The sequence below is a fragment of the Methanomethylovorans sp. PtaU1.Bin093 genome, assembly GCF_002067275.1.
GTDB lineage: Archaea > Halobacteriota > Methanosarcinia > Methanosarcinales > Methanosarcinaceae > Methanomethylovorans.
The window spans coordinates 1-21935 of sequence record NZ_MVQX01000010.1 but is presented as its reverse complement, the minus strand read 5'-3'; the positions used below and the strand labels follow the sequence as shown (position 1 = coordinate 21935).

22 protein-coding genes are annotated in these 21935 nt (G+C 43.9%); 7 read left to right on the top strand and 15 right to left on the bottom strand.

The window, feature by feature from the left end; all coding sequences use genetic code 11:
- Positions 1-2: 2 nt before the first annotated feature.
- The 5 genes from A4E24_RS00305 to A4E24_RS00285 form a co-directional block, all read right to left on the bottom strand.
- Entirely contained in the window at positions 3-1079 is a 1077-nt protein-coding gene (locus tag A4E24_RS00305; RefSeq protein WP_292350680.1) for a DUF354 domain-containing protein, read from the bottom strand.
- Between the two features lie 32 nt (positions 1080-1111).
- On the bottom strand, positions 1112-1789 hold the full coding sequence (locus tag A4E24_RS00300) for a class I SAM-dependent methyltransferase (RefSeq protein WP_292350678.1): 678 nt from the start codon (positions 1787-1789) through the stop codon (positions 1112-1114).
- Positions 1786-2562: a hypothetical protein gene (locus A4E24_RS00295; RefSeq protein ID WP_292350677.1), complete on the bottom strand. Its 777-nt coding sequence runs from the start codon at positions 2560-2562 to the stop codon at positions 1786-1788. The genes A4E24_RS00300 and A4E24_RS00295 overlap by 4 nt, the downstream gene beginning before the upstream one ends.
- Positions 2556-4265: a polysaccharide deacetylase family protein gene (locus A4E24_RS00290; RefSeq protein ID WP_292350676.1), complete on the bottom strand. Its 1710-nt coding sequence runs from the start codon at positions 4263-4265 to the stop codon at positions 2556-2558. The genes A4E24_RS00295 and A4E24_RS00290 overlap by 7 nt, the downstream gene beginning before the upstream one ends.
- A 200-nt stretch (positions 4266-4465) precedes the next feature.
- Entirely contained in the window at positions 4466-6040 is a 1575-nt protein-coding gene (locus A4E24_RS00285; RefSeq protein ID WP_292350674.1) for a glycosyltransferase family 2 protein, read from the bottom strand.
- A 326-nt stretch (positions 6041-6366) separates the two neighbouring features.
- On the opposite strand from A4E24_RS00285, the gene A4E24_RS00280 reads away from it, so the two are divergent.
- Positions 6367-6699, top strand: a complete 333-nt coding sequence (locus tag A4E24_RS00280; RefSeq protein ID WP_292350672.1) for a transcriptional regulator — start codon at positions 6367-6369, stop codon at positions 6697-6699.
- Positions 6700-6710: 11 nt separating this feature from the next.
- Here A4E24_RS00280 and A4E24_RS00275 read toward each other — a convergent pair whose 3' ends face one another.
- The 3 genes from A4E24_RS00275 to A4E24_RS00265 all read right to left on the bottom strand — a co-directional run bounded on the left by A4E24_RS00275 (position 6711) and on the right by A4E24_RS00265 (position 8872).
- Positions 6711-6959: an AbrB/MazE/SpoVT family DNA-binding domain-containing protein gene (locus tag A4E24_RS00275; RefSeq protein WP_292350670.1), complete on the bottom strand. Its 249-nt coding sequence runs from the start codon at positions 6957-6959 to the stop codon at positions 6711-6713.
- Between the two features lie 113 nt (positions 6960-7072).
- Positions 7073-8029, bottom strand: a complete 957-nt coding sequence (locus A4E24_RS00270; protein ID WP_292350669.1) for an NAD-dependent epimerase/dehydratase family protein — start codon at positions 8027-8029, stop codon at positions 7073-7075.
- A 144-nt stretch (positions 8030-8173) separates the two neighbouring features.
- Entirely contained in the window at positions 8174-8872 is a 699-nt protein-coding gene (locus A4E24_RS00265; RefSeq protein ID WP_292350667.1) for a (5-formylfuran-3-yl)methyl phosphate synthase, read from the bottom strand.
- Positions 8873-8919: 47 nt separating this feature from the next.
- Between A4E24_RS00265 and A4E24_RS00260 the strand changes: the two genes are divergently transcribed.
- Positions 8920-9630 (top strand): HisA/HisF-related TIM barrel protein, encoded by a 711-nt coding sequence (locus tag A4E24_RS00260; protein ID WP_292350666.1) that lies wholly within the window; start codon positions 8920-8922, stop codon positions 9628-9630.
- Complete coding sequence (locus tag A4E24_RS00255) at positions 9627-9902, top strand: hypothetical protein (RefSeq protein ID WP_292350663.1); 276 nt, start codon at positions 9627-9629, stop codon at positions 9900-9902. Before A4E24_RS00260 ends, A4E24_RS00255 begins: the two co-directional genes overlap by 4 nt.
- Before the next feature lie 46 nt (positions 9903-9948).
- Here A4E24_RS00255 and tmk read toward each other — a convergent pair whose 3' ends face one another.
- The 3 genes from tmk to A4E24_RS00240 are packed head-to-tail and all read right to left on the bottom strand — an operon-like array spanning position 9949 to position 13433.
- Complete coding sequence (gene tmk, locus A4E24_RS00250; RefSeq protein WP_292350661.1) at positions 9949-10560, bottom strand: dTMP kinase; 612 nt, start codon at positions 10558-10560, stop codon at positions 9949-9951.
- Positions 10561-10604: 44 nt separating this feature from the next.
- Positions 10605-10733 carry a hypothetical protein gene (locus A4E24_RS00245; RefSeq protein ID WP_292350660.1) on the bottom strand — a complete coding sequence of 43 codons (129 nt, stop codon included), beginning with the start codon at positions 10731-10733 and terminating at the stop codon, positions 10605-10607.
- A gap of 54 nt (positions 10734-10787) precedes the next feature.
- On the bottom strand, positions 10788-13433 hold the full coding sequence (locus tag A4E24_RS00240) for an HAD-IC family P-type ATPase (protein WP_292350659.1): 2646 nt from the start codon (positions 13431-13433) through the stop codon (positions 10788-10790).
- Positions 13434-13512: 79 nt separating this feature from the next.
- Here A4E24_RS00240 and A4E24_RS00235 point away from each other — a divergent pair, with 79 nt between their 5' ends.
- Together A4E24_RS00235 and polX are read left to right on the top strand one after the other, a co-directional pair.
- Positions 13513-14190, top strand: a complete 678-nt coding sequence (locus A4E24_RS00235) for a DUF166 domain-containing protein (RefSeq protein ID WP_292350658.1) — start codon at positions 13513-13515, stop codon at positions 14188-14190.
- Between the two features lie 30 nt (positions 14191-14220).
- On the top strand, positions 14221-15948 hold the full coding sequence (polX, locus tag A4E24_RS00230; protein WP_292350656.1) for a DNA polymerase/3'-5' exonuclease PolX: 1728 nt from the start codon (positions 14221-14223) through the stop codon (positions 15946-15948).
- A gap of 408 nt (positions 15949-16356) precedes the next feature.
- Here polX and A4E24_RS00225 read toward each other — a convergent pair whose 3' ends face one another.
- Positions 16357-17796, bottom strand: coding sequence for a methanogenesis marker 14 protein (locus tag A4E24_RS00225; RefSeq protein WP_292350655.1), 1440 nt, complete (start codon positions 17794-17796; stop codon positions 16357-16359).
- 29 nt (positions 17797-17825) lie between these two features.
- On the bottom strand, positions 17826-18221 hold the full coding sequence (gene trxA, locus A4E24_RS00220) for a thioredoxin (protein ID WP_292350720.1): 396 nt from the start codon (positions 18219-18221) through the stop codon (positions 17826-17828).
- A 163-nt stretch (positions 18222-18384) separates the two neighbouring features.
- Between trxA and A4E24_RS00215 the strand changes: the two genes are divergently transcribed.
- On the top strand, positions 18385-18540 hold the full coding sequence (locus A4E24_RS00215) for a hypothetical protein (RefSeq protein WP_292350652.1): 156 nt from the start codon (positions 18385-18387) through the stop codon (positions 18538-18540).
- Between the two features lie 310 nt (positions 18541-18850).
- On the opposite strand, the gene A4E24_RS00210 is transcribed toward A4E24_RS00215, so the two are convergent.
- Entirely contained in the window at positions 18851-19237 is a 387-nt protein-coding gene (locus A4E24_RS00210; RefSeq protein ID WP_292350650.1) for a PGF-CTERM sorting domain-containing protein, read from the bottom strand.
- A 415-nt stretch (positions 19238-19652) separates the two neighbouring features.
- Between A4E24_RS00210 and A4E24_RS00205 the strand changes: the two genes are divergently transcribed.
- A complete protein-coding gene (locus A4E24_RS00205; RefSeq protein WP_292350649.1) occupies positions 19653-20384 on the top strand; it encodes an SIMPL domain-containing protein in 732 nt (243 codons plus the stop codon).
- 79 nt (positions 20385-20463) lie between these two features.
- Here the strand turns inward: A4E24_RS00205 and A4E24_RS00200 are convergent, their stop codons facing one another.
- Positions 20464-21339, bottom strand: coding sequence for a cation diffusion facilitator family transporter (locus A4E24_RS00200; protein ID WP_292350648.1), 876 nt, complete (start codon positions 21337-21339; stop codon positions 20464-20466).
- Positions 21340-21935: the final 596 nt, after the last annotated feature.

The window sequence follows — 21935 nt, the reverse complement described above, 5'->3', positions numbered from 1 at the left end:
CCTTAATTTGAATTAAAGGGAACGCCTGATCTTGTTTCCTTTAAACTTTCCGGATAATTTTCAATGAACCACACTATAAATGCGGTGACATCAATTTTGTCATGCAGCAGCTTTTCTCTTTTCTTGCTCCACTCTTCCTTGAGCGTAGGTACTTTTACAAGTTCAAGTGCTTTGTTCAATGCTGCTTCGGAGTCACTGTAATTAAAGATCAGATCATATTTCTCTTCAAGTTCGATGAAATTGGACATATCATCTTTTCCCACAAAAGAATTGCAACGGATGGCAGGCACGCCCAATACGGCAGCTTCCGTTGTCATGGTCTGGCTATCGCCTACGAACATCTGTGCATAGTACAGCAGATCATGTATCTTTTCCGGAGAAACCCTGACCCTGTATTTTTCCAGCTCCGGCTCCAGCTTACCTTCTGAAGTGATCAGTACACGTCCATGTTTCTCGAGCTCTTGAGCGAACTTTATTTTGTTTTCTATACCATGATGGCCAATGTCATGATCTGCATTCCATGTAACAAACCTGAAAATTACGTATCTATCCTCTGTGGTCAGACCAAGCTCATTAAGAGCAGCTTCTGAGGGATGAAAATAATCCGGATGCAAGTAAGCCAGCTCTTTGTACCCGTTCAAGTATAATTGATTATCCCCTATCTTCTTTTTGTATGAGGAAGGAGTAAAGATAACAGTAGCAAAACGATCTGTCAAAAGGTGTTCTATGGTACCTTTTTCCGAGTCCTCGAAAACAATAGAGGGCTTGTGTATAAGTTTGCCCACATGAGCACTATATGCATTACCTGAGCCGCCTATAAGAATATCAGGTTTGAACGAACGGGCAATTTTGTAGAGTCTTTTCTCGATCTTCAATAATTCAACGGCCTTTGAAAACAAAGTGGGGTAAGCACTTCCCACAATATCATATTCAAATCCATAAGCATCCAGCAGGTCCAAAGACACATCTTTAGCAACTGCTGTCATTTTACATATATGGCCTTTGCTTTCAAGGATCCTTATTGCGTTCCTGAAGAAATGAACTTGAGCAGGATGACCAACATTAAAAAGTACTCTCATTTTTTCACCGTTATAAGATTTCTGCATGATGATTACTTGCCGTTCTTACTTTTACTCACAATGAAAACTATTGCACAGGGCAATTTCGTTATTTTAGATATAAGAATATGCATTTTCGTGGATGGACCAGTAATGGCGAAACGACGTAAGATCTTTATAGTGATATGCCTGTCGTAAAAATATATTTTTTCAATATTGCTTCCTACACTTTCAAAGAAAGATCTGAGCTCTTCAATCGTATGATTTTTCCAGTTCGTTTTCCTGACAAGCCCGGTTAGATTCGAATTATGTACCAGGACCAATATACCTCCTTCATTCAGCATTGAAAGATATTTTGTCATTATTGGTTTATTTAGATCAATGCCAAATATTGAGAAGCCCGCCATAAATATAATATCATATTTCTCAGTGAAATATTTTTCCGGATATCTGCCATCAGCAACCAGAAATGTGACTTTTGAGTTATGTTTCATCCGATTTTCTTTTGCTTTATCGATGGCACTTTCATCATAATCGAAGGCAGTTACCTTTGCCCCGTATTTCTCAAATAAAAGAGAGTGATGCCCGGTCCCACAGCCAACATCAAGGACACTTGGATTATTCTTATTAGAACATTTTATACATTTTTGGATAAGGTACTTATCCTCATCGTAATATTTAAATCCCATTTTTACGATGAGCTTATTCTGGATGCTGTCAATGATCTTCACTTTCTCATCATCCTCAGTGCTTTCTTTGCGGAATTGAATGCCAGGTCCTGGACCCAGAATAAAGCCCACCTGAAAGTGGTCGATGTCCAGCGATCCGGATGCAGCGTGATGTATAGATTTTCCATCTTACCGCTCCCAATCAATCTGATAAGGTCATCAGTTGTTTCAGCGACGAACTTTTGCGTCCTTCCCGGAATAAAATCTCTCAGGTTATTCTTTGAGTTCCAGCCCCTTCCGGTATCAGTAAAATAATTAAGATCCTCGCCGAGTGACAAATACGCTTCGCCAATAATTCCAAAATCCTTGAAATCATATCGGTTCCAAAGGTCCCGGTTATCATACTTTGATAGAGAGGCTCCATGCATACTAATGGTTTTCAGGGTACATATGCTTCTGAACCTCTGTACTTCTTCCCCGAACAGCTTTATCGCTTTTTCATAGTCACCATTGGAGTCACTCAAGGTCTCATAATGATACCCGATCTCATGGCCCATTGCTTCGATCTGCTGTATGACCTCAGGGACATAGATATTCCTTTTCGCTCTGAAATAATAGGTTGCACGTATGCCAAATTCCTTTTCGATGAGCGCAGTCCTCAGCGAAGGGATCGCTTTTCCATCGACATCGTGGCGCATCAGAACAAAACGCTCTGGCAAATCATTGCCGGCGGTCAGATATTGCTCAATGGTTACAGAAGTATAGTTCTCAGCTAAGGCAGAACAGAGCTCACGAAACTTCTCAGTGGTAAAATCAAGGTCCTGAAAATCTAACACTCAGAATCACCCACTGACCTCACACCATCTACCAGATCCCTCAATGGCACTACATTCACGTCGTCTAAGTTCTGCAGGATATAGCGTATCCTCTGCTCAACGATATCTCCTTTAATGATCCAATAGAAGGGACGGCCTTTCCCAACTTTCGGAAACTCCTCCCTGCAAATATCTATCGGATGGAAGTAAAATATAGTGTGGCCCCTGTTCAAGCTCTGTCTGATACCTTTCAGGATAAGGTTAGCACCAAGGAATCTCAGCATTGGTCCGCCAGACGTAGGTATTTTGATCCCTACTTCATAATAGGACCAAGGGAATTCAATAAGGTCTCCGGTAGGCGCAGGTTCAAGGCTGCCCTTCGCCGGATAATAAGGAACTGTTGAAACAGAATTCAACGAAGAATCTGTTTTATTGTACAAAGAGTTCACAGCCACTGAGGAATCATACTTAAAACCCATTTTTCTAAGCGAATCGAGCATTTGTCCGGTTACTGCCGCGTTGGGCGCTCGGAAACCAATTACTTCTTGTCCCGAGGCCTTTTCCAGTATCCTCTTTGCTTCCATTGTGCTCTGTTCGAACTCTTCGATGGTCAGTAAAGGCTTTTTTGTGTTAGGATTGATACTGCACCTGTGATCAGCTCCATGGCATGCTATCTCATGGCCTCTTGCAGCAATGGACTCGATCAGCCCTGGATAATGTTCTGCAACATCCGCCACTATAAAGAACGTGGCTGTCATGTTAAATTCATCGAGTATGTCAAGGACCCTTTTTGTAGGCTCACTTAAATAGTCGTATCTTCCTTCCCATTTTTCAAAGAACTCTTTGACATCTTTATATACTGAGAAATCTGATCCGCAAACAGAAGGGATATGATACCAGTCTTCAATGTCAACTGTTATTGATAAACTACGATTCACATGCAGCCGGTTCTTTCTTCCCCCGTACTCTATCAGGATGTTCTTTCCAAAATTTACAGCAAGGTCCATGGAATAGTATGCACTCCATGAAAAGATATTTGATGACCATCGTTCGGGGTGCGTCAGAATATAAAGATTATTAAGCTCTTTGCTTTCGATAAGTTCTATCAGCTCGCTGGTACTATCAATGTCGATCTGCTGAGCATTTCCTGGAATGTAATCCCTCATGTTATCCTTTAGGCCCCAGCATCTGCCGGTATCAGAAAAGTAGTTAAGCTCATCTCCTACCGATAAGTATGCTTCACCCACGATCCCATAATCTTCATACCTATAGATCTTCCAGAGATCGCGGTTATCGAAATTTGACAGGGGTCTTCCGTGCATGCAGATCGTTCTAACATCACATATCTGTCTTAACTTTTCCAGATTAGAACGGAAAAGCTCGATAGCTTTTTCCGGATCACCATTGGTCTCGCTCAGCACTTCATAGTGATACCCGATCTCATGGCCCATGTCTCTGATCTGCTTTATTATATTCGTGTGGAATTCACCACGATTGGACCTGAAATAATAGGTTGCCTTGATCCCAAGTTCATTTTCTATCTTGGCGGTCTTCAGAGCATTTCCTGGAAATCGGTCTATATCATGACGCATGATGACGAATTTATCAGGATGAGGTTTATCAAAATACTCCAATACTGTTATAGTTGAGTAGTTCCTGGATATTGCTTCGCATATATCCCGAAACCGGGGAAGAGAAAAATCGAGGTTGTCAAGATAAGACATCAGATATCACCACTAGCAAAGATTTCGACGGAATTGATTTTGTTTGCCCACGGGCCCTATATGATCGCCCTATGACCTGCTGTCCGGGAGCACATTTACCCATTTGATCGGAATGATAAGTTTTAGGTGTCATCATCTCTTTTTTTGAATGAACTGATATCTGCCCTAAAGACCATTCTACTGTAAATAAGATGGATAAGTTAGTTCCAGACCACACCCCGGACATCTGTTTCACTATCCTGCATAGCTTTGTCAGATTCCTGCATGTCGAACAGCATAGCAAACAAAGTGAACTGTATCCCAGTGATCAGCAATAGAGCGTCCAGCAATGGGGAATTCGGAGACACTGGCCAGCCAAGGAACAACTTGGCGGCAAAAATGTAAGCTCCAAAGAGCAGGCCAATAGGCACCAGTATCATTCCCAGGGTATAGAAGAACACCAGAGGATGGAAGCTCAATATCATGTACTTCATCTTAAGGCGCCACAGGAATTTCCTGAAAAGCATACCAGAAACACGGAACATGAACTTACTGTATTTGATAGAAGATTTTTCCTGACCGTAGCGGGCAGGCATCGTAATATCCATGGTGCGGAAACCAAATGTGTTGAGTTTGACAAGCATATCATTGCAGTATCCGTAATAAGTGAAGAGGGTATCTATATCAATGCCAGAGAGGGCTCTTCGGGAGATCGCTGTGTAACCGTTCTGAGGGTCCATGATATGCCAGTATCCGCTGCTGATCTTATTGATCATTGTCAGGATAGAGTTACCAAACAGGCGCCACTTGCTCATGCCACCCCTGAACTCCTTGCTGAGGAGACGATTCCCTTTGGTATAATCTGCTTTGCCCTGGATGATCGGCATGAGAAGCTTAGGAAGCTGGTCAGGGTTCATCTGGTTATCCCCGCCCATGACCACAATAAGGTCCATGTTCTCTTTCAAAGCGCGTTTGTACCCATGCAGAATAGCTGCACCAACACCCTGATTGATCTCATGTGTGATCACATGTAATCTCGGATCTTTAATGGATTCCAGCACCTGTGCAGTTGAGTCGGTGCTTGCATCATTGATAACAAATATCCTGGAAACATAGGGAGGAATACCGTCAACTGTGATCCTTATGAGTTTTTCCTCGTTGTAGGCAGGAATGACCACACCGATCTTGCGTTCATGCAGAACAGCATGTTCGTCACTGACGAAAATAGATACTTCTACTCCTTTTACATCAAGCCCCGCATCTTGTACGTCCTTAAGCAGAGAATATTCCACAGGGACGTGTGTTCCATCGAACTTAAGAACAGCAAAAGTATTGGATGAAAAAGCACTGAAACCAGCATATCTGCTTTCCGAAAGGTAAAATGCTTCCTCCACAACGGTCTGCTGTTCTTTTCCATTTTTATCGATGAGGATCACAGGCATAGCTTCATGGCCTTTTAACTCACCCGTGACAACATCAGATTGTAACCAGAAGATAGGCTCCAGAAGTTTGGGGATCTCATCGGGATTATGGCATCCGTTCGGATAAAGCGTTACAATGATCTTGGGCTTAAGTATATATGCCTCCCGAAAACCTGTTTTTAGAGCCTCAGCCCTACCAAGGGGCTTATCGTGCCTGACAAGGGTGACATCCATACTGGTGGCAATGAATGCTGTGGCATCATCACTACAATCATCCACAACTATGATCTCATCAACATAAGACCTTGCTTTTTTGATGATATCCCTTAGATACACTTCTTCATTATAAGCAGGAATTACAGCAACTATGGTCAACTATTTAGCCCCCGCATTAAAAGCCGGAAGGTGGCATACTTATCGTAAATCTCACATTCGCTTAGTATCGCTATGTGCATGTTATCTAAATATCTATCCATACAAAGCAATATAAATGTTTCTTTATATTTAAGTCGCGTTTAAGTAAATAATACATAAGGCTCTCATTAATTAAGTAAGTTATTGTTTTTTATATAAAAGAATCTGATATAGCAATAAAAAATACAGACATATTTTGAATACAGGTATTACTTACCAACATCTGTGATGATGGAAGCATCAGTATAGCCACAACGATTTAATCCAATGATACAAATTGTAGTTCAATGAAATTACCTTGTCAAACTATAGTGTGGGATGTACTCCCAGCGATCAGAGCAGCTATAGCGGAGGAACTAGTACAACTTGGGGTGTCACAGCAGGAAGCCGCGCGTCTGCTGGACATGGCCCCGTCTGCAATTTCCCAGTACCTTTCAAAGAAAAGAGGATATAGAATAGAGTTCGAAGACGATGTTAAAGTAGCTATCAGATCCATTGCCCAGGACTTGAGCAATGGTGAAACTGAGAGTCTTCCTCAACGCATTTGCGGCATTTGTACAATGCTGCGTGAGCCTGGACCAGGCTGCGGCCACAATTGCAAAAGCGATAGCAAGAACTGAGATACTGTAGGTCAATAACCGCTATTGTCACCGCAGTTGCCTTCGTCTTTCAAATACTCTTCGGCATCAGTATTATTCCAGACCTTATTACGTGGCCCACTAAAACGATCGGCTTGATTCCCTTCTTTTTTTATAAGAATCAATTTGTTGTCTTCAACTTCCAGAATGACCTCATCGTCTGTTGACAAATCCATTTTTTGGACAACATCTTCCGGAAGTTGTATTTTGCGATCACTGGTGAGCCTGACACTTACACTCATATTTTTATCCGTAGTATTAATAGGCTATAACCGTTTAAATGCTTTACTGACAGCATTCTTTCCGTATATTCAATGATCTGCCATAGTTTACTGAGCATTATTTGATCCGAACATTATGCCATAGCCTGAAGAAGTGATCTTGCAGTCACTCTTACGCTCTCCTCACTGCCCACGCCGGGTTTCCATCCCAGTGCTTTTAATTTTTCTATAGAGAGCATCATTTTTGGCACATCGCCTTTCCAGCCCTGAGAACCTCCCGTGTATTTGAACTCAGGATCCTGTGCCATCTCTTCAGCTACTATTTCACCGATACGGGTGGCTGAAATGGTATCTTCGGAGCCGATGTTGAAGATATTGACCTGGTCGTTGCCTTTGAGAACAACGAGCATCATGGCATCCACGCATTCTCTTACGTGCAGATAGGATTTGGATTGTTTCCCGTCACCCAGTATCTCCAGGTGAGCAGGGTCCCTTTTGAGCTTATGGATAAAGTCAACTATGATACCATGGGTTCCGCGGTCACCTATTATATTGGCAAATCTGAAGATCCACGATCTCATATCAAAAGTATGGCAGTAGGCCGTGATCATCGCCTCGCAGGCAAGCTTGGACGCCCCGTACATGGAAATTGGAACTAATGGACCATAGTCCTCAGGGGTTGGAACGATATTGGCTTGCCCATATATAGTGGATGAAGAAGTGAAAGCTATCTCTTTCACATGCTGCCTGTGCATGGCATCCAGAAGATTGTATGTGGCCAGAACGTTCTGGTCGAAATGCATCCGGGTATTAGAAGCTCCGATCCTTACATCCGGGTTAGCCGCCAGGTGAAAGACCTGACCCACATCATTGCAGGCCTTGAGGACCTGATCCGGCTGGAGCAGATCCCCATTGATCAACTTGAAATGCGGATCATTTAAGTGATGAGCAATGAACTCCATTTTACCGGAGGTCATGTTATCAAATACCACCACCTCGTGTCCATCGGCCAGAAGCCTGTCCACAACATGACTGCCAATAAATCCGGCACCGCCTGTAACGAGCACTTTTTCAGATGAACCTGATCTCATCCTTCCACCATTCCAAAAAACATTACATCATCCCAAACATAACATAAAAACATATATAAGTGTTTTGAATAACCTTTACAGAAGATCAGGGATCGTAAGATCACAAAAAGAAAAAGTGGAAAACGTCCGAGAGATCGGAACTGCTCAGATCATTCCCTTCAATCTCTCAACAAGCTCCTGCCGGATACATGCAGTACGGTCCCCACCACATACCATACCACGGATACCAATGATGTCGGGCTGGATGCGCTTGAGCACAGGGAGGTCCTCGAACTTGAGAGTACCTGCAAGGGCAGATTCCAGACCAAATTCACGAATAGAACTGGTGAATCGAATGAGCTCTTCCTCGGACATGAATTCAAAGGTGGAGCGGCCATCCTTGATACCCGTATCTACCATTACCACATCCACACCGGCTTTTGCACCGATGGCCGGAAGCAGGAAAGGAGAGATGGAGTTTATGCGCTTGTGATCAGAATAACCTGATGCTACTACCTTTTTGGAAGGGTCGAAATCCTTGACCGCTCTGTTGATGTTGGTAAGCATCTCCAGAGCCTGATCCTCTGTCTGCACATCGAACAGACCGACCTTTACATACTGAGCACCTGCAACCGCAGCACCCAGAGCTGCCAGAGATGCTGTTCCGGGCTTGTAATTAAAATCACCGATCGTTGCACTTATAGGCTTCTTGGAACCTATAGCCTCTTTCACTGATCTGATGACCCAGGGGAAGTTGGCGCCCAGAGAACCTTCTTTGGGGTTCTTCACATCAATGATGTCAGCACCACCCTTGTATGCAGCGATAGCCTCTTCTTCGTTTATTGGGCTGACTAGCACTTTCATGTTAATGACCTCTATTTTATAGCATGAGAATGTCTATCAGTTAATATATGTTTCGTATCGTTTTTGTACTTGATATATATAATATGAATGTGGTCCACGCTCAGGGTGGAAACCGGAAGAAATACCGACCTGTGCATCTGGCAAGCCACATCTGCAGCACCTCAGAACCCATAAAGCTCATAGAAGAAGTGAAACCAAAAGAGGTCTACATCGCGGACCTTAATATCCTGCAGGGAGAGGGACCTCACAATACCAACTTCGCGACGATCAGGCAAATTTCCTGCAGGGTCAGCACGATGCTTGATCCCGGCATATCCTCACTTAAAGAGGCGATGGAAGCAAGTCCTCTTGCAGATACCATCATCATTGGAACCGAGACCGCATCCCTTCAGACCATAAAAGAAGTTGCTGCTGCTCTGCCTGGGAAAGTGAATGTCAGCATTGATAAAAAGCACGGAAAAGTGCTTACATCCGATCCCCTCATGCCTCAAGAACCTGCTGACATCGTGCATGAGCTCAATGCTCTCGATATCCGTAATATCATCATCCTTGACATGGACAGGGTGGGAACATCCAGCGGAGTGGATTCACAATTCTTAAGTAACATTGTCTCCATCTCCCATCACCATGTGCTGCTTGGCGGCGGTGTGAAAGATATCGCTGATATCGAAAAGCTTGAAAGCATAGGCGTAAAGGGCGCTCTTGTGGCAACTGCGCTGCACAATGGTTCGATACCGCTGCACATGGCACAGCAATGACGAGAATAAAGGTGACGTACTTGGAAGAGATCGATACCACATCTGATACAAGATCGGAAATTACTATAGAAGAAGGCTTCGCAGAGATCAAAATGGGAGGCGGATGGTTCCTCACTATCAGCCTTGCTACAAGTGAGAAATATGACAATGAATATGTAGAGATAGCAAAAGAACGAGCCGGCCAGAAAAGGGGCCGTTTCAACCTCAATCCCAAATATATACGGGACCTAGGTGAAACCCTCATCAAGTTCGCCGATGCGAACGATCTGTGATCCTTAGGGCCGGGAGAATAGAAAATAGATTTAAAAAATCAGTTCTTTATTCCCGGCCTTCTAACTCATGCGCAATAATTTTGAAGACTTCGTCTTTTACTTCATTCAAGGGCCTGTCAGCATTGACCACAACAAACCTTGAGGGCTCTTCTGCTGCAAGGCGCAGGTAATTGCTGCGTACTTTATTCAGGAATTCCATCTTCTCGAACTTCGAGCGTTCTCCGCGGTCACCGCAGCGCTTTACAGCAACCAGGGGGTCAATATCAAAAAGAAGTATCAGGTCCGGATCTATGGTCCAGCCTTTATGCAGGGAACGTACCCAATCCAGTGGCTCGTCAAATAAGCCTGCAAGGGTAGCGCCCTGATAGGCACACCTGCTCGCAGAATAACGGTCTGATAGAACATTTGACCCGCTTTCAAGGGAAGGGCGAATAAGCCTGGAAATATGGTCGGCATGGTCTGCCAGAAAGAGCATGAGTTCCGCTATGTGGTCCGTATCGCTGCGAAGGGCACGGTTCACGGCATCTCCAAGCCAGCTAGTAGTAGGCTCCCGGGTAAAGACACACCCTGAAAACCTTTTTTCATCCTGCAGTAACCGGCATATAGTAGACTTGCCGGAGCCATCGATACCCTCTAAAGTGATCAGTTTGCCTCTCATTCAATGAGTATCAATAAAGACAGGACTTATTAATACATAACCGCTCAGATACGATAAGTATTCCCGCTTCCGCACTGTGGACAGGTTACCTCCAAGAATTCAGGGTCCGACTCAAAGACATGATCGCATGAGCCACATTTGAAATACACCATAGACTGGTTGATCTCGACCATTATTTCACCACTTAAAAATATAAATAAAAAATATATGAATATGTCGGTTACCCTTTATGAGATATAGTGCTGCTTGTACAGATATTTTTCAAGCTCTATGAGGAAGAACACTGTACTGGAAACCACTATGATCATCAGCCAGTCCACGGCACTAAGAGGTGCTGTGGAAAAGACAGAGTTCAAAGCACCATTATAAGTTATCAGCAGCTGGAGCAACATAACTATACCGATACCCAGCAGCATGTACTTGTTAGACAGCAGATCCTTGTAGACATACTCATACATGGACTTGGAATTGAACAGATAGAAGATCTGGAAGAACACTATCGTATTCAAAGCAACCGTGCGTGCTGCAGTAAGGTCCCCATCCCTCCCCATTTTCAGGAAGAATGTAAGATAGGCCCCTGCAACGATCAGCAGGGATACGAACACGATCCTTCTCTTGATCAGAGGAACGAGGATAGATTCCTTAGGCGGCCTTGGCGGTCTTTTCAGGATGCCCCTTTCCTTTGGCTCCATAGTGATGGGAACACCAAGCCCGATAGCAGTTACCGTATTGAGCCATAGGATCTGCAAAGGCACCAGAGGCAATGTAATTCCCAGTAAGACTGCAAGCACTATAGATAAGCCCTGTCCGCCGTTCGTGGGCAGTGTCCATAATATGATCTTCTGGATCTTGCTGTAGACATCCCGTCCTTCTTCGATAGCTGCTACAATGGAAGAGAAGTGATCATCGGCTAATACCATATCAGAAGCCTCTTTTGCCACCTCTGTGCCTGTAAGGCCCATGGCTACTCCGATATCCGCTGTTTTAAGGGCAGGAGCATCGTTGATCCCGTCCCCTGTCACAGCCACTACCTCTCCTTTTTTCTGTAGCAACTTCACTATTCTCAGCTTATCCTCAGGAGAGGTGCGTGCAAACACAGAAACATGATCCAGTTTTTCGCCCAGATGCTCATCTGACATTTTCTCCATATCACTTCCTGACAGAGCATCTGCGGATTCTATCCCAATTTTCGTTGCAATGGCATAGGCAGTTTTCAGATGGTCCCCTGTGATCATTATTACCCGAATGCCTGCTGTTTTGCATTTTGCTATGGCCTCCATCACATCATCCCTTGGGGGGTCCATCATACCTTGCAGTCCCACAAATACAAGGTCCCCTATATCCTCTGCTTCAATGCCCGCTACATCCTTAGGAACATCCCTGTACGCCATTGCCAGGACCCTCAAAGCCTCTGAGGCCATCTGCTCGGCAGCCTGCATAATACCTTCCGTATCTACAGGAACAAGGTCATTTCCGTCAAACTGTGAGACGCACATGTCAAGGACCGTTTCAGGGGAACCTTTTACATAGATCATCCGTGAACCATCTTCCTTTTCATGCAGTGTGGCCATGAACCTTTGTTCCGGCTCAAAGGGGACCACGTCCTTGCGGGGGAGATAGAACTTACCGGCCTTAAGGCCGGAAACAAGAAGTGCGCCTTCCGTAGGGTCACCATCTATGTTATCTGTCCCTTTGAAAGAAGCGTCGTTGCAGAGCACACCAGCCTTTAATGTTTCCATAAGAGCTTTATCCTGAAGCGGATCGACCTTGGACCCATTAAGCAGAAAATCACCTTCAGGTGAATAACCCGCACCTGTTACAGTGTAGGTCTTGCCTGCTGCGTACACCTGTGTCACTGTCATCTGGTTCCTGGTGAGAGTACCGGTCTTGTCAGTACAGATCACAGTGGCACTTCCCAGGGTCTCCACCGCAGGTACCGTACGAATGATCGTGTTCCTCGCCGCCATCCTGTTGACACCTATTGCCATGGAGATGGTAATGACCGCAGGCAGCCCTTCTGGGATAGCTGCGACTGCAAGGCTTACTGAAGCCATGAATACCTCTACGGTATCATATCCTTGCAAAAGACCAATAGCAAAGGTAAGTGCCGCAATAACTACGATGACAACAGAGAGGATGACGCTGAGCCGTGCCATCTTACGCAGCAGGGGGGTAGAGATCTCCTTGCTTTCCCTGATGAATTCGGATATCCTGCCTATCTGTGTGTCATTACCCGTTGCCACAACGATACCCCTTCCCTGGCCCTGCGAAATGAGAGTCCCGGCAAAGGATATGTTCTTCTGGTCCCCAAAAGAGGCACAGCCAGTGTTAATGGTGGCAATGTTCTTTTCCACGGGTACGGATTCCCCTGTGAGTATCGATTCATCTGCCCTCAGGTTCTTCACATAGAACAGGCGCAGGTCTGCAGGCACCCTGTCCCCGGCTTCCAGCAGCACCACATCCCCTACAACAAGCTCCCTGCTTGGCAAAACCTTGCTTACACCTTCCCTCAATACCCGTGCTTCAGGTACCAGTAGCTTAGATAGCGATTCCAGAGCATTTTGCGCCTTGCCTTCCTGTATGAAACCGATGATAGCATTTGCCAGTACCACCAATGCAATGACCACTGCATCTGCATACTTCCCAAAGAAGAGAGTGATGACAGCAGCTATCAGCAGCAGGTAGATAAGAGGGCTCGCGAACTGCTTAAGAAAACGATGAACAGGTCCATGTTCTTTCCTGGCCGATACCTCATTATATCCATCCCTCGCAAGCCTTATACTGGCTTCTTCGTTGCTCAGGCCATCCTGGTCACTTCCAAACAATGAAAAGACATTCTCGGCTGGAATACCACACCATTTTTCTTCTCCCATAAAACAAAGAGCACGTCCAAAAGATAAATAATTTACTTGATATTATATGCAATACCTTTCCTGTTTGGGGAAAATGTACATGACGAACATTGGCGTGATCACAAGAGGCAAGTATGGCAAGAGGCTGATAGATACCATACTTCGCAAGACCGATCTGAGAGTTCTCTCTGCAGAGGTTCCCGAACATCTCCCAGAGTTCATAGATGAGCCGGATGAATTCCTTGAGGAGCTGCACCTGGATGAAAAAGTGTTCAACTCAGAGATCCTGGTAACATATTCCCTGCACCCGGACCTCACGCCTGCCATAGCCAGGCTTGCCGGCAGACACGGAGTCAGCAGCCTAATCGTACCCGGTGGTGCATCAAAAGCGCCTGTGCAGGAACTTGAGCAGATCGCACAAGAATATGGCATGTACATAGAAGTGGAGGATATCTGCTGCACCCTCAGCGCAGATCCCGCTATATGTGAATTCACTGAAAAACTGTCACGTCCTCTCCTTGAGATCATTGTTCGTGAAGGAAAAGTGGATCAAGTTAAAGTTATCCGTGGAGCACCCTGCGGAAGTACCTGGCACATGGCAGAGGGACTGAAGGGTACGTCTATAATAGATGCACCTGCCAAAGCCGGACTGCTGATACAACAATACCCATGCCGTGCAGTAAGAGGCAACAAAGGCGGTATCCATGAATCTGCACAACTGCATAAGGATGCTGTTGCCAGGGCCATTGAAAAGGCCGACCTGGAAAAAGAACATTAGATTTTTGTGCTACTCCCTCATTATATATCAATGATGGATAACGCTGAAGTTGCAAAGCGCCTGTATGAAATGGCAGAGATGCTGGAGTTCAAAGGGGAGAACGTTTTCAAGATAAAGGCATACCAGAAAGCTGCACGACATATTGAGGAGCTGGAAGAGGATATAAATGTCCTGCGCAAAAAAGATGAACTTGCCAATATTCCCGGTGTTGGAGAGGCAATAGAGGCAAAAATAAAGGAAATGCTTGATACGGGGTCATTCAGGGCCTATGAAGAGATCAGGCACACGATACCGGAAGAAATAGAAGAGATCACTGCCGTGCAGGGAATTGGCCCCAGGACCGCACATCTGCTGTACACAAAACTAGGCGTAAAAGACCTGAAAGGATTGCTCAGAGCTGCAGAGGAACACAGGATACGCAGGATCCCTGGAATGGGTGTGAAAATGGAAGAGAATATCCTCATTGCCGCTAAACGCCAGCTTGCAGAAGGTAACATAGGAAGGCTCCCTCTGGGTGTGGCGTTGCCTGTAGCCGAAGAAATATCCAGAAAGCTCGTTGATGGAAAATCGATCAGAGAGGTCAGGATAGCCGGAAGCATAAGAAGATGTAAAGAAACAGTAGGGGATATCGATCTGATAGCCCGCTCAGATGAGCCGGAAAAGGCCATAGAAGCCTTTTTCCGTATGGACAACGTGCAGGAGGTTCTGGAGAAGGGAAATACCAAGGGCTCGGTGATATATCAGGGAAACATCCAGGTAGACCTGAGGATCGTTAAGGACGATGCATTCGGTTCCCTGCTTCAGCATTTCACAGGCTCGAAGGACCATAACGTAAAATTGCGCAAGATAGCCCTTGCAAAGGGCTTGCACCTCAGTGAATATGGATCAAAGGATGCTGAAACCGGAGAACAAATACCTTTCTCTGCGGAAGAGCAACAGTATGAGATGCTCGGACTGCAGTTCATTCCGCCTGAACTGCGTGAGGACAGGGGAGAAATAGAAGCGGCAATGGAAAGGAAGATCCCCAGGCTTTTAGAGATCGGTGACATCAAAGGTGATCTGCATGTCCATTCCAACTGGAGCGACGGTAAGAACACAATGGAGGAAATGGCTCTTGCAGCAAGGGCTTTTGGATATGAATATATAGCTATCACTGATCACTCCGGATCTTCTAGGATCGCAAACGGCCTTTCGGAAAAAAGGTTGCTGGAGCACATCAAAGAGGTAGAGGAACTTAACGAAAGCATTGAAGGCATACGGATACTTTCAGGTACAGAGTGCGATATACTTCCCAATGGAACACTTGACTACAGTGATGATTTGCTGGAACAGCTTGACATTGTTGTAGCTGCTGTGCATGGTGCTGTAGAACAGGATAGCAAGACCATGACAAAGAGGATAGTATCTGCACTGGAAAATGAACATGTACATATCCTTGCGCACCCCACCGGCCGAAAATTCGGAAAGAGGCTACCCTTTGAGATGGATATGGAAAAGATCATGGACACAGCTCTTGAATTCGGAAAAGTCCTGGAGATCAATTCCTCTCCCCAGAGACTTGACCTTAATGACAACTATGCGATGATAGCCATGCAGATGGGGATAAAACTTGCCATCAATACAGATGCCCATTCGCCCGATCAGTTTGCCAACATAAGATATGGAATTGGCACTGCAAGAAGAGCCTGGATAAAACCTGCAGATGTAGTGAACACTTTAGATCTAAAAGAACTCTGCAAGCTCTTAGGCATTCCCTAGGACGGAATGAAGGATAATAACAGCTTCTTTATATACATGTACATAAATATGAAATGCATAAGCAATGTTCCTTAAAATGCTCATTATTAGTTGTAATATATCAACTCATCCACGGAACGTGTCTAAATGTTCTATCGTTCCGGTTCTGCTCAACTATCACAGGAGATAGCCACATGTATGCAAAATATGACTATTCACAGGTGGTCGTATGAATAACAGAAAGCCTAACAGACATGAAAGAGCAATGGTTAAGCACCAGATGGAGTTCAAAAAAGAGAAGATGAGACAGGAAAAGAGGAACGGCAGTTATTACTGACTAAAAGTGAACTGAATAATTCTGGTACGTATTGTCTGGTATTTCTGGTCATTTATAAATGTTCACAGGGAAGTTACTTACTTCCCAACTACTTATTTTCCTGACTGGAGTTTTACACGCTGGGCAAGGATACATTTCCCGCCTCTTCTGCCTCCAAGAGGATTGAATGTGGTTCCCAGGGAGTTCATACACCGCGCCATGACAGCAGCACCCCTTGCCAGACCATCGTCCACGAATACAACGTGTTCATCTATTTTGCCATTGATGCCCAGCTCTTCAAGGTATTTCAGGATGAGCTTTGGCTTATCACCAGTGATCCCTGCACGTCCGGTGACACCTATAGCTGTGTTCTCGAAAACAAGTTCATATTCCTGTGCCACTTTTACAAGCCTCTGTACAACACGGGCCATTACGTCATCTATTACAGCGAACAGGAAGTTAAGGCCGTGTTTCTCGTTTATCTCAGCACCTATTGCCATGAGCTTGTCCATATCTGAGCCATTAACACCTACATCACAGCCTATGAGCACAACACCTATCTCTTCTGCAGCCTGAGGGTTCACTGGCACGCTGCCATATCTTTTAAAGCCTGAAGGCACTTTCTCGATACGTATATACTGCTGGATCTTTTCTGAGTACTCCTTTATCTGTTTACCTTTCAGCATGAGCGAAACTTTACCAAGGGAGATGTTCTGAGCGACCTCAAGAGCTGTACCTTTTTTGGCATCGACCTTACCTGTGCCTTTGATAAGTGCATCCGGTATAGCACCAGCATAACCGCAGAAGTTGCCGATGGTCCTTGCATAGGGCAGTTCCTGTCCTATGATCCTGCCGTCCAGTGTGGTACCAAAGTCCATGGAGATACAAGGATTACGGAAATCCACATCCACCCATTTTGCACCTTCCTTGATGCCTGCTGTTGCAAGTTCTCCTTCCATTTCGTTGGCCACGATCTCCACGCCGGTAGCTCCTTTGGGAGGTGTGACACTGGCAACTGCACCATCAAATACGACCTTTTCCAGTTTGGTATATTTGCGGAACTTCTCATGCATATTGAATACTGACATTGGTGGTGTCATACGATTCGGAGGCACACCCGCCAGGAGGCAACCTTCAGCCAGTGCCTTTATGAACTCGCCCACTTCCTCTGGTGCGTCAAAACCGGCCACGACACCTGTGGAACGTACCACGAAATGAATGTCTGTCTTTATGTCAAGATTTGCCGCATCCACTGCTTTGAGAAGCGTATCTCTTACAAGTTCGGCAATGGATTGTCGCGTAAGTTCCACACCGCTGAGGGTCCGGCCAAATATCTCCTCTCCGGGCTTAGGTGCTCTCACATCACGGGTCATGGTGACCGTCTTGTTTATAAGACGTGTTTTCCCGTCCTCAAGGTTCGTGGCTGTGAGGATACATTTGGTAGTTGTGTTACCTACTTCCACCGAAGCTACAATGAAATAGGCAGTGGAACCTGACTTCAGTTCTATAAGACGTACTGAAGGACTCTCGACGATTCTTGGTCTATAACCCATATTACAAGCTCCTGTCCATGATCAATATATCAACTAATGAATGGCTTTAATCTTTGTAAAAGCAACTGTTTAGGCAATGCCCCTGAAACACGGTCAACTAAATTACCCTGTTTGAAGACCAGTAATGTGGGAATGCTTGATATTCCCATATCCTGTGCAGTCCTGGGATTCTGGTCAGTATCAAGCTTGCCAAAGACGATCTTGCCCTGCAGTTCTGAGGCAAGCTGGTCGATGATGGGAGATAACATGCGACAGGGACCGCACCACTGTGCCCAGCAATCTACCACTGTAAGAGGATATTGCGATATGAACTGATCAAAACTGATATCAGTGACAACCACTGGTTCTGCCGGATATTGACGTGCTTCAAGGGAACGCTGCAGTTCCTGAAGCCTTTTTTTCCTGATAGCTTCCAGATCGTCCATCTTACTCATCTTTGAATGATTTGTTCCATTGTATTAAAAACATGATCCTGTAGTGTTCATCCGGAGGAACAATGCCTCAAGGAAGTAAATATTATTTTTCCCTTCTTGTCTAAATCCATCCATTTGAATGAACATAATAGCTAAATAACATTATGGTAATGTTATGCGTAATAATAGAAAAGAGGGTGCAAGGATGCCATTATTGCAGGAAAATTGTAAAGGACAATTTACTATGACCATACCTAAGAACATCGTAGACATGGAAGAACTGAAGAAGGAAGATAAGTTCAGGATAGTCAAGGTACAGAGCCATCTATAATTGGAACCAATCTGATAAAAGCTAATTTTATAGCGTTCTTGTGCAGTGACCTTAGACGAAAGTTTAAGATCAGGTAAAGGGTGTAAGGTACTCCCGAATGTCCTAGAGGCTCCTGTTGGCTTGTAGCTGGGACGAGTTTACCAGGATAGGACCATTAACTACTGTTATTACTATAAGTTTTACAGTGTACGGCTACTTTAGAAATTAATTGGAAAAGGTTTAATGTGCCAAAAGGCAAAATTAACCGTCGGCAAAATGGATCCCTACATGCAGTCAGCCCAACAATTAACCAACTATCCTATCCGAGTTTTCAGACATATTTTCTCTGCAGGCCTACAATTATTAAGAACCCTACAACTGCAAATATAACTTCAAATCCAGGGGACCTCGGTGTCTCTGTTGTATTGTTTACTGGTATTTGAACAGTTGGTTTTTCCTGAGTTGTGTTGTTCACTAAACCTTCGGTAGTTGTTTTCTCCGGAGTTCCATTGCTGACATGTACTTCAGCGGTCGTTTGCTGTTCCTGAGTTACGTTAGAGGTTGTTGCAGCTGGAGTGGCAAGTGTTGTTTGTGGATAGTCATTGGCATTTCCAGGGAAAGTAAGGGCTTTGATTTCCTCGATATTAGTAAAGCCATCTTTGTCTGAATCAAGGGCCTCGATTGATGCAAAGTTTCTTCCACTTCCTGAATATGCCATACTATAAAGATTAAAAGAACCTCCAGAACTGGAGCCATGACAGATATTACATGTATCTAGCTTTGTACCACTAGTGTTATAGTGTTGATTGAAAGACGACAAATAGTTAGATTTTGCCGAAACCATAGGTGCTCCAATCAAAACTACCACTGCTAGGAACAATACGATAGTTAGTTTATAGTTCACATCTATCACCACAGCTTTTCCGATTATTTCAACTAATGAATAGTGGTCATGAAGTATTTAAGTACTCTGAACCTAGTTGAGTGATAAATATTACACTGGTTATATTGCACTTAAATTCGTATTTCCTTTTCTCCTTCCTGCCCAGCCCTCCAATATTTACAACAAGATATAAGAACCACATCAAGAGATACACTTACATATCAGCCGTAAAGTTGTGGAAGGATTAAATATGGACGATAAAGCAAATAATAAAATGTATATTATGCTTGTTGTACTCGCAATTGCTGTAGCACTGATGGCGGCTATAATATATGCTGGTTCGGTAGCATCATCGGGACAGAATGGGGAACACACTCTTTCCATCTCGGGTTCTGCTGAAAAGAAGATGACTCCAGATACAGCTTCATTAAGTATTGGAGTTGTTTTCCAAGCACCGACTGCAAACGAATCTTCGACTCAAAATGCAGCTTTGATGAATGCTGTTATCAGTGAACTTAAGAATATAGGATTACAGGATAATGAGATACAGACATCCTACGTTTCAATAGAGCCTGTATACGATTATAATGGTACTCCTACCATAGTAGCTTACTCGGCTTCTAACACAGTACAGGTCACTACAAAGGATCTAGGTAATGTGAGTGTTATCATTGACAGGTCAACAGCTGCAGGTGCTAATCAGATTGGAGGCATAACCTTTTCCGTATCTGATGAACAGCAGGAATCTGTTCGTAATGAGTTATTCCAGGCAGCTGTAACTGATGCCCGGTCTAAGGCTGATGAACTTGCTTCAAATCTGGGTATCAAAATAGTAGGTGTGCAGACTGCTTCCGCAAGTGAGGGAGGTAATGTACAGCCGCTATATTCACCAACAGCAGCCGGAGCAGCAGTTGCCACACCAATTCAGCCAGGTGAAACGACAGTTTCCATGTCCGTACAAGTGACATACATTACCAAATGATGGGATTAATCGATTAACCGTTGCAAGTAACATTAGTGTATACTTGCAATTTCGTTTTTTGGTCTACTCTACTTTTTCTTTAAGATGCCGATTCAATTGAAACTGGTTCTATGTGTATGACCACGTCTTGAACTCCATCAAAGTGTTCTTTTAATTTATTTTCAACTAAATGGGAAATTGTATGTGATTCTGTAATGGATATGTCATGACGTACTCCGAGTCTCATATCCATAAATATATTCCCTGCTACTCCTCTTGTCCGTATCGTGGTACATTGCAAAACCCCTTCTACAGAATATGCGACCTTACATATATCCTCCGGGTCAAGTTGTGATTGGTCACATAGCACAGATGCACTTTGCTTGATGATAGAATAACCTGCGTGTATGATCACTCCAGCAATCACAACAGCAATCAAAGGATCTAGTATCGGAAAACCTGCTTTAATGGCAATGAGACCAACAATAACAGAAAGTGAAACATATATGTCGCTTTTAGTGTGCATTGAATCAGCAATAAGTACTTCACTTTGAAGTTTCTTTCCGCTTCTATATTCATATGTTGTGACAAAATAATTCACGATCATTGTGCCTATCATTATCAAGAAGCTGATTAAAGTCACTTCAGGCACGTCATTACTGCCAAACCTGGAAAAGGCAGAACTTACGATTTTGAAAGCCACGGATATGAGCAACACTGCAATAAAAATTGATGCCAATGTTTCGAACTTGCGGTGCCCGTATGGATGTTCTGCATCTGGAGGTTTGCAAGCCACTTGAATACCAACTATACCTACTATATTGGAAACACCATCAAACAAAGAATGATAACCATCGGATTGCATACTTAGCGTATTTGTCAGCATTCCGTAGCTAATTTTTGCAACCGAAACTGCCAGATTGAGAAACAGAATGAGAATCATTATATTTCGGATTTTTCTGTAGCGTATATCCATCTGTATCTCTCAAGAGAGTGATACAGTAATATATAAAACAGTATGATTTTTATATCGAAAAAGTGATGCTGCGCCTATCTTTTTTACTGAAGGCTATGATGTAACTTCATATCTAATTTTTGTAAATAGCCTTATTACATGACAGCAATTCTTGTTAAACCACGAATTATGACCGAAATGCTTCTTCTCAAAAGTCAACATGATCAGGTTATGTATCCATTATGAGTAGCGATGCAAACTGTCTGCTTGATGGCAATGATCCATTTTAACCGCAATTAATAAATTAAAGTAATCTTTAAAAGAGGAACTCTGATCAAAGTTGTGGAATTTCTTTACACTCTACAAGTGTTCTATTTTTTCTGAAGAAAAAAATATAAGTAATATCATGTGTATTAATATTGTTCAAGATATCTGATATGTCGCTTAACTTCAGAGGGAAGTGAATTTCTTTTGCAATAACATGAGGCTTTCATGCTTAATATTTACAAGTCAACGGAAAATGAGATAGTCAGTCTCGATAGAGTTGAAAAAGGAGCATGGATAAATCTTGTAAACCCTACTGAAGATGAAATTGCTACTATTTCTGAAAGTCTGAA

Excerpts from the sequence above, each read along its gene's own strand:
- A4E24_RS00305 (WP_292350680.1), bottom strand. The coding sequence starts at position 1,079 with ATGAGAGTACTTTTTAATGTTGGTCATCCTGCTCAAGTTCATTTCTTC.
- A4E24_RS00290 (WP_292350676.1), bottom strand. The coding sequence starts at position 4,265 with ATGTCTTATCTTGACAACCTCGATTTTTCTCTTCCCCGGTTTCGGGAT.
- A4E24_RS00280 (WP_292350672.1), top strand. The coding sequence starts at position 6,367 with ATGAAATTACCTTGTCAAACTATAGTGTGGGATGTACTCCCAGCGATC.
- A4E24_RS00275 (WP_292350670.1), bottom strand. The coding sequence starts at position 6,959 with ATGAGTGTAAGTGTCAGGCTCACCAGTGATCGCAAAATACAACTTCCG.
- A4E24_RS00270 (WP_292350669.1), bottom strand. The coding sequence starts at position 8,029 with ATGAGATCAGGTTCATCTGAAAAAGTGCTCGTTACAGGCGGTGCCGGA.
- A4E24_RS00265 (WP_292350667.1), bottom strand. The coding sequence starts at position 8,872 with ATGAAAGTGCTAGTCAGCCCAATAAACGAAGAAGAGGCTATCGCTGCA.
- A4E24_RS00260 (WP_292350666.1), top strand. The coding sequence starts at position 8,920 with ATGTTTCGTATCGTTTTTGTACTTGATATATATAATATGAATGTGGTC.
- A4E24_RS00255 (WP_292350663.1), top strand. The coding sequence starts at position 9,627 with ATGACGAGAATAAAGGTGACGTACTTGGAAGAGATCGATACCACATCT.
- tmk (WP_292350661.1), bottom strand. The coding sequence starts at position 10,560 with ATGAGAGGCAAACTGATCACTTTAGAGGGTATCGATGGCTCCGGCAAG.
- A4E24_RS00245 (WP_292350660.1), bottom strand. The coding sequence starts at position 10,733 with ATGGTCGAGATCAACCAGTCTATGGTGTATTTCAAATGTGGCTCATGC.
- A4E24_RS00240 (WP_292350659.1), bottom strand. The coding sequence starts at position 13,433 with ATGGGAGAAGAAAAATGGTGTGGTATTCCAGCCGAGAATGTCTTTTCA.
- A4E24_RS00235 (WP_292350658.1), top strand. The coding sequence starts at position 13,513 with ATGACGAACATTGGCGTGATCACAAGAGGCAAGTATGGCAAGAGGCTG.
- polX (WP_292350656.1), top strand. The coding sequence starts at position 14,221 with ATGATGGATAACGCTGAAGTTGCAAAGCGCCTGTATGAAATGGCAGAG.
- A4E24_RS00225 (WP_292350655.1), bottom strand. The coding sequence starts at position 17,796 with ATGGGTTATAGACCAAGAATCGTCGAGAGTCCTTCAGTACGTCTTATA.
- trxA (WP_292350720.1), bottom strand. The coding sequence starts at position 18,221 with ATGGACGATCTGGAAGCTATCAGGAAAAAAAGGCTTCAGGAACTGCAG.
- A4E24_RS00215 (WP_292350652.1), top strand. The coding sequence starts at position 18,385 with ATGCGTAATAATAGAAAAGAGGGTGCAAGGATGCCATTATTGCAGGAA.
- A4E24_RS00210 (WP_292350650.1), bottom strand. The coding sequence starts at position 19,237 with ATGGCATATTCAGGAAGTGGAAGAAACTTTGCATCAATCGAGGCCCTT.
- A4E24_RS00205 (WP_292350649.1), top strand. The coding sequence starts at position 19,653 with ATGGACGATAAAGCAAATAATAAAATGTATATTATGCTTGTTGTACTC.
- A4E24_RS00200 (WP_292350648.1), bottom strand. The coding sequence starts at position 21,339 with ATGGATATACGCTACAGAAAAATCCGAAATATAATGATTCTCATTCTG.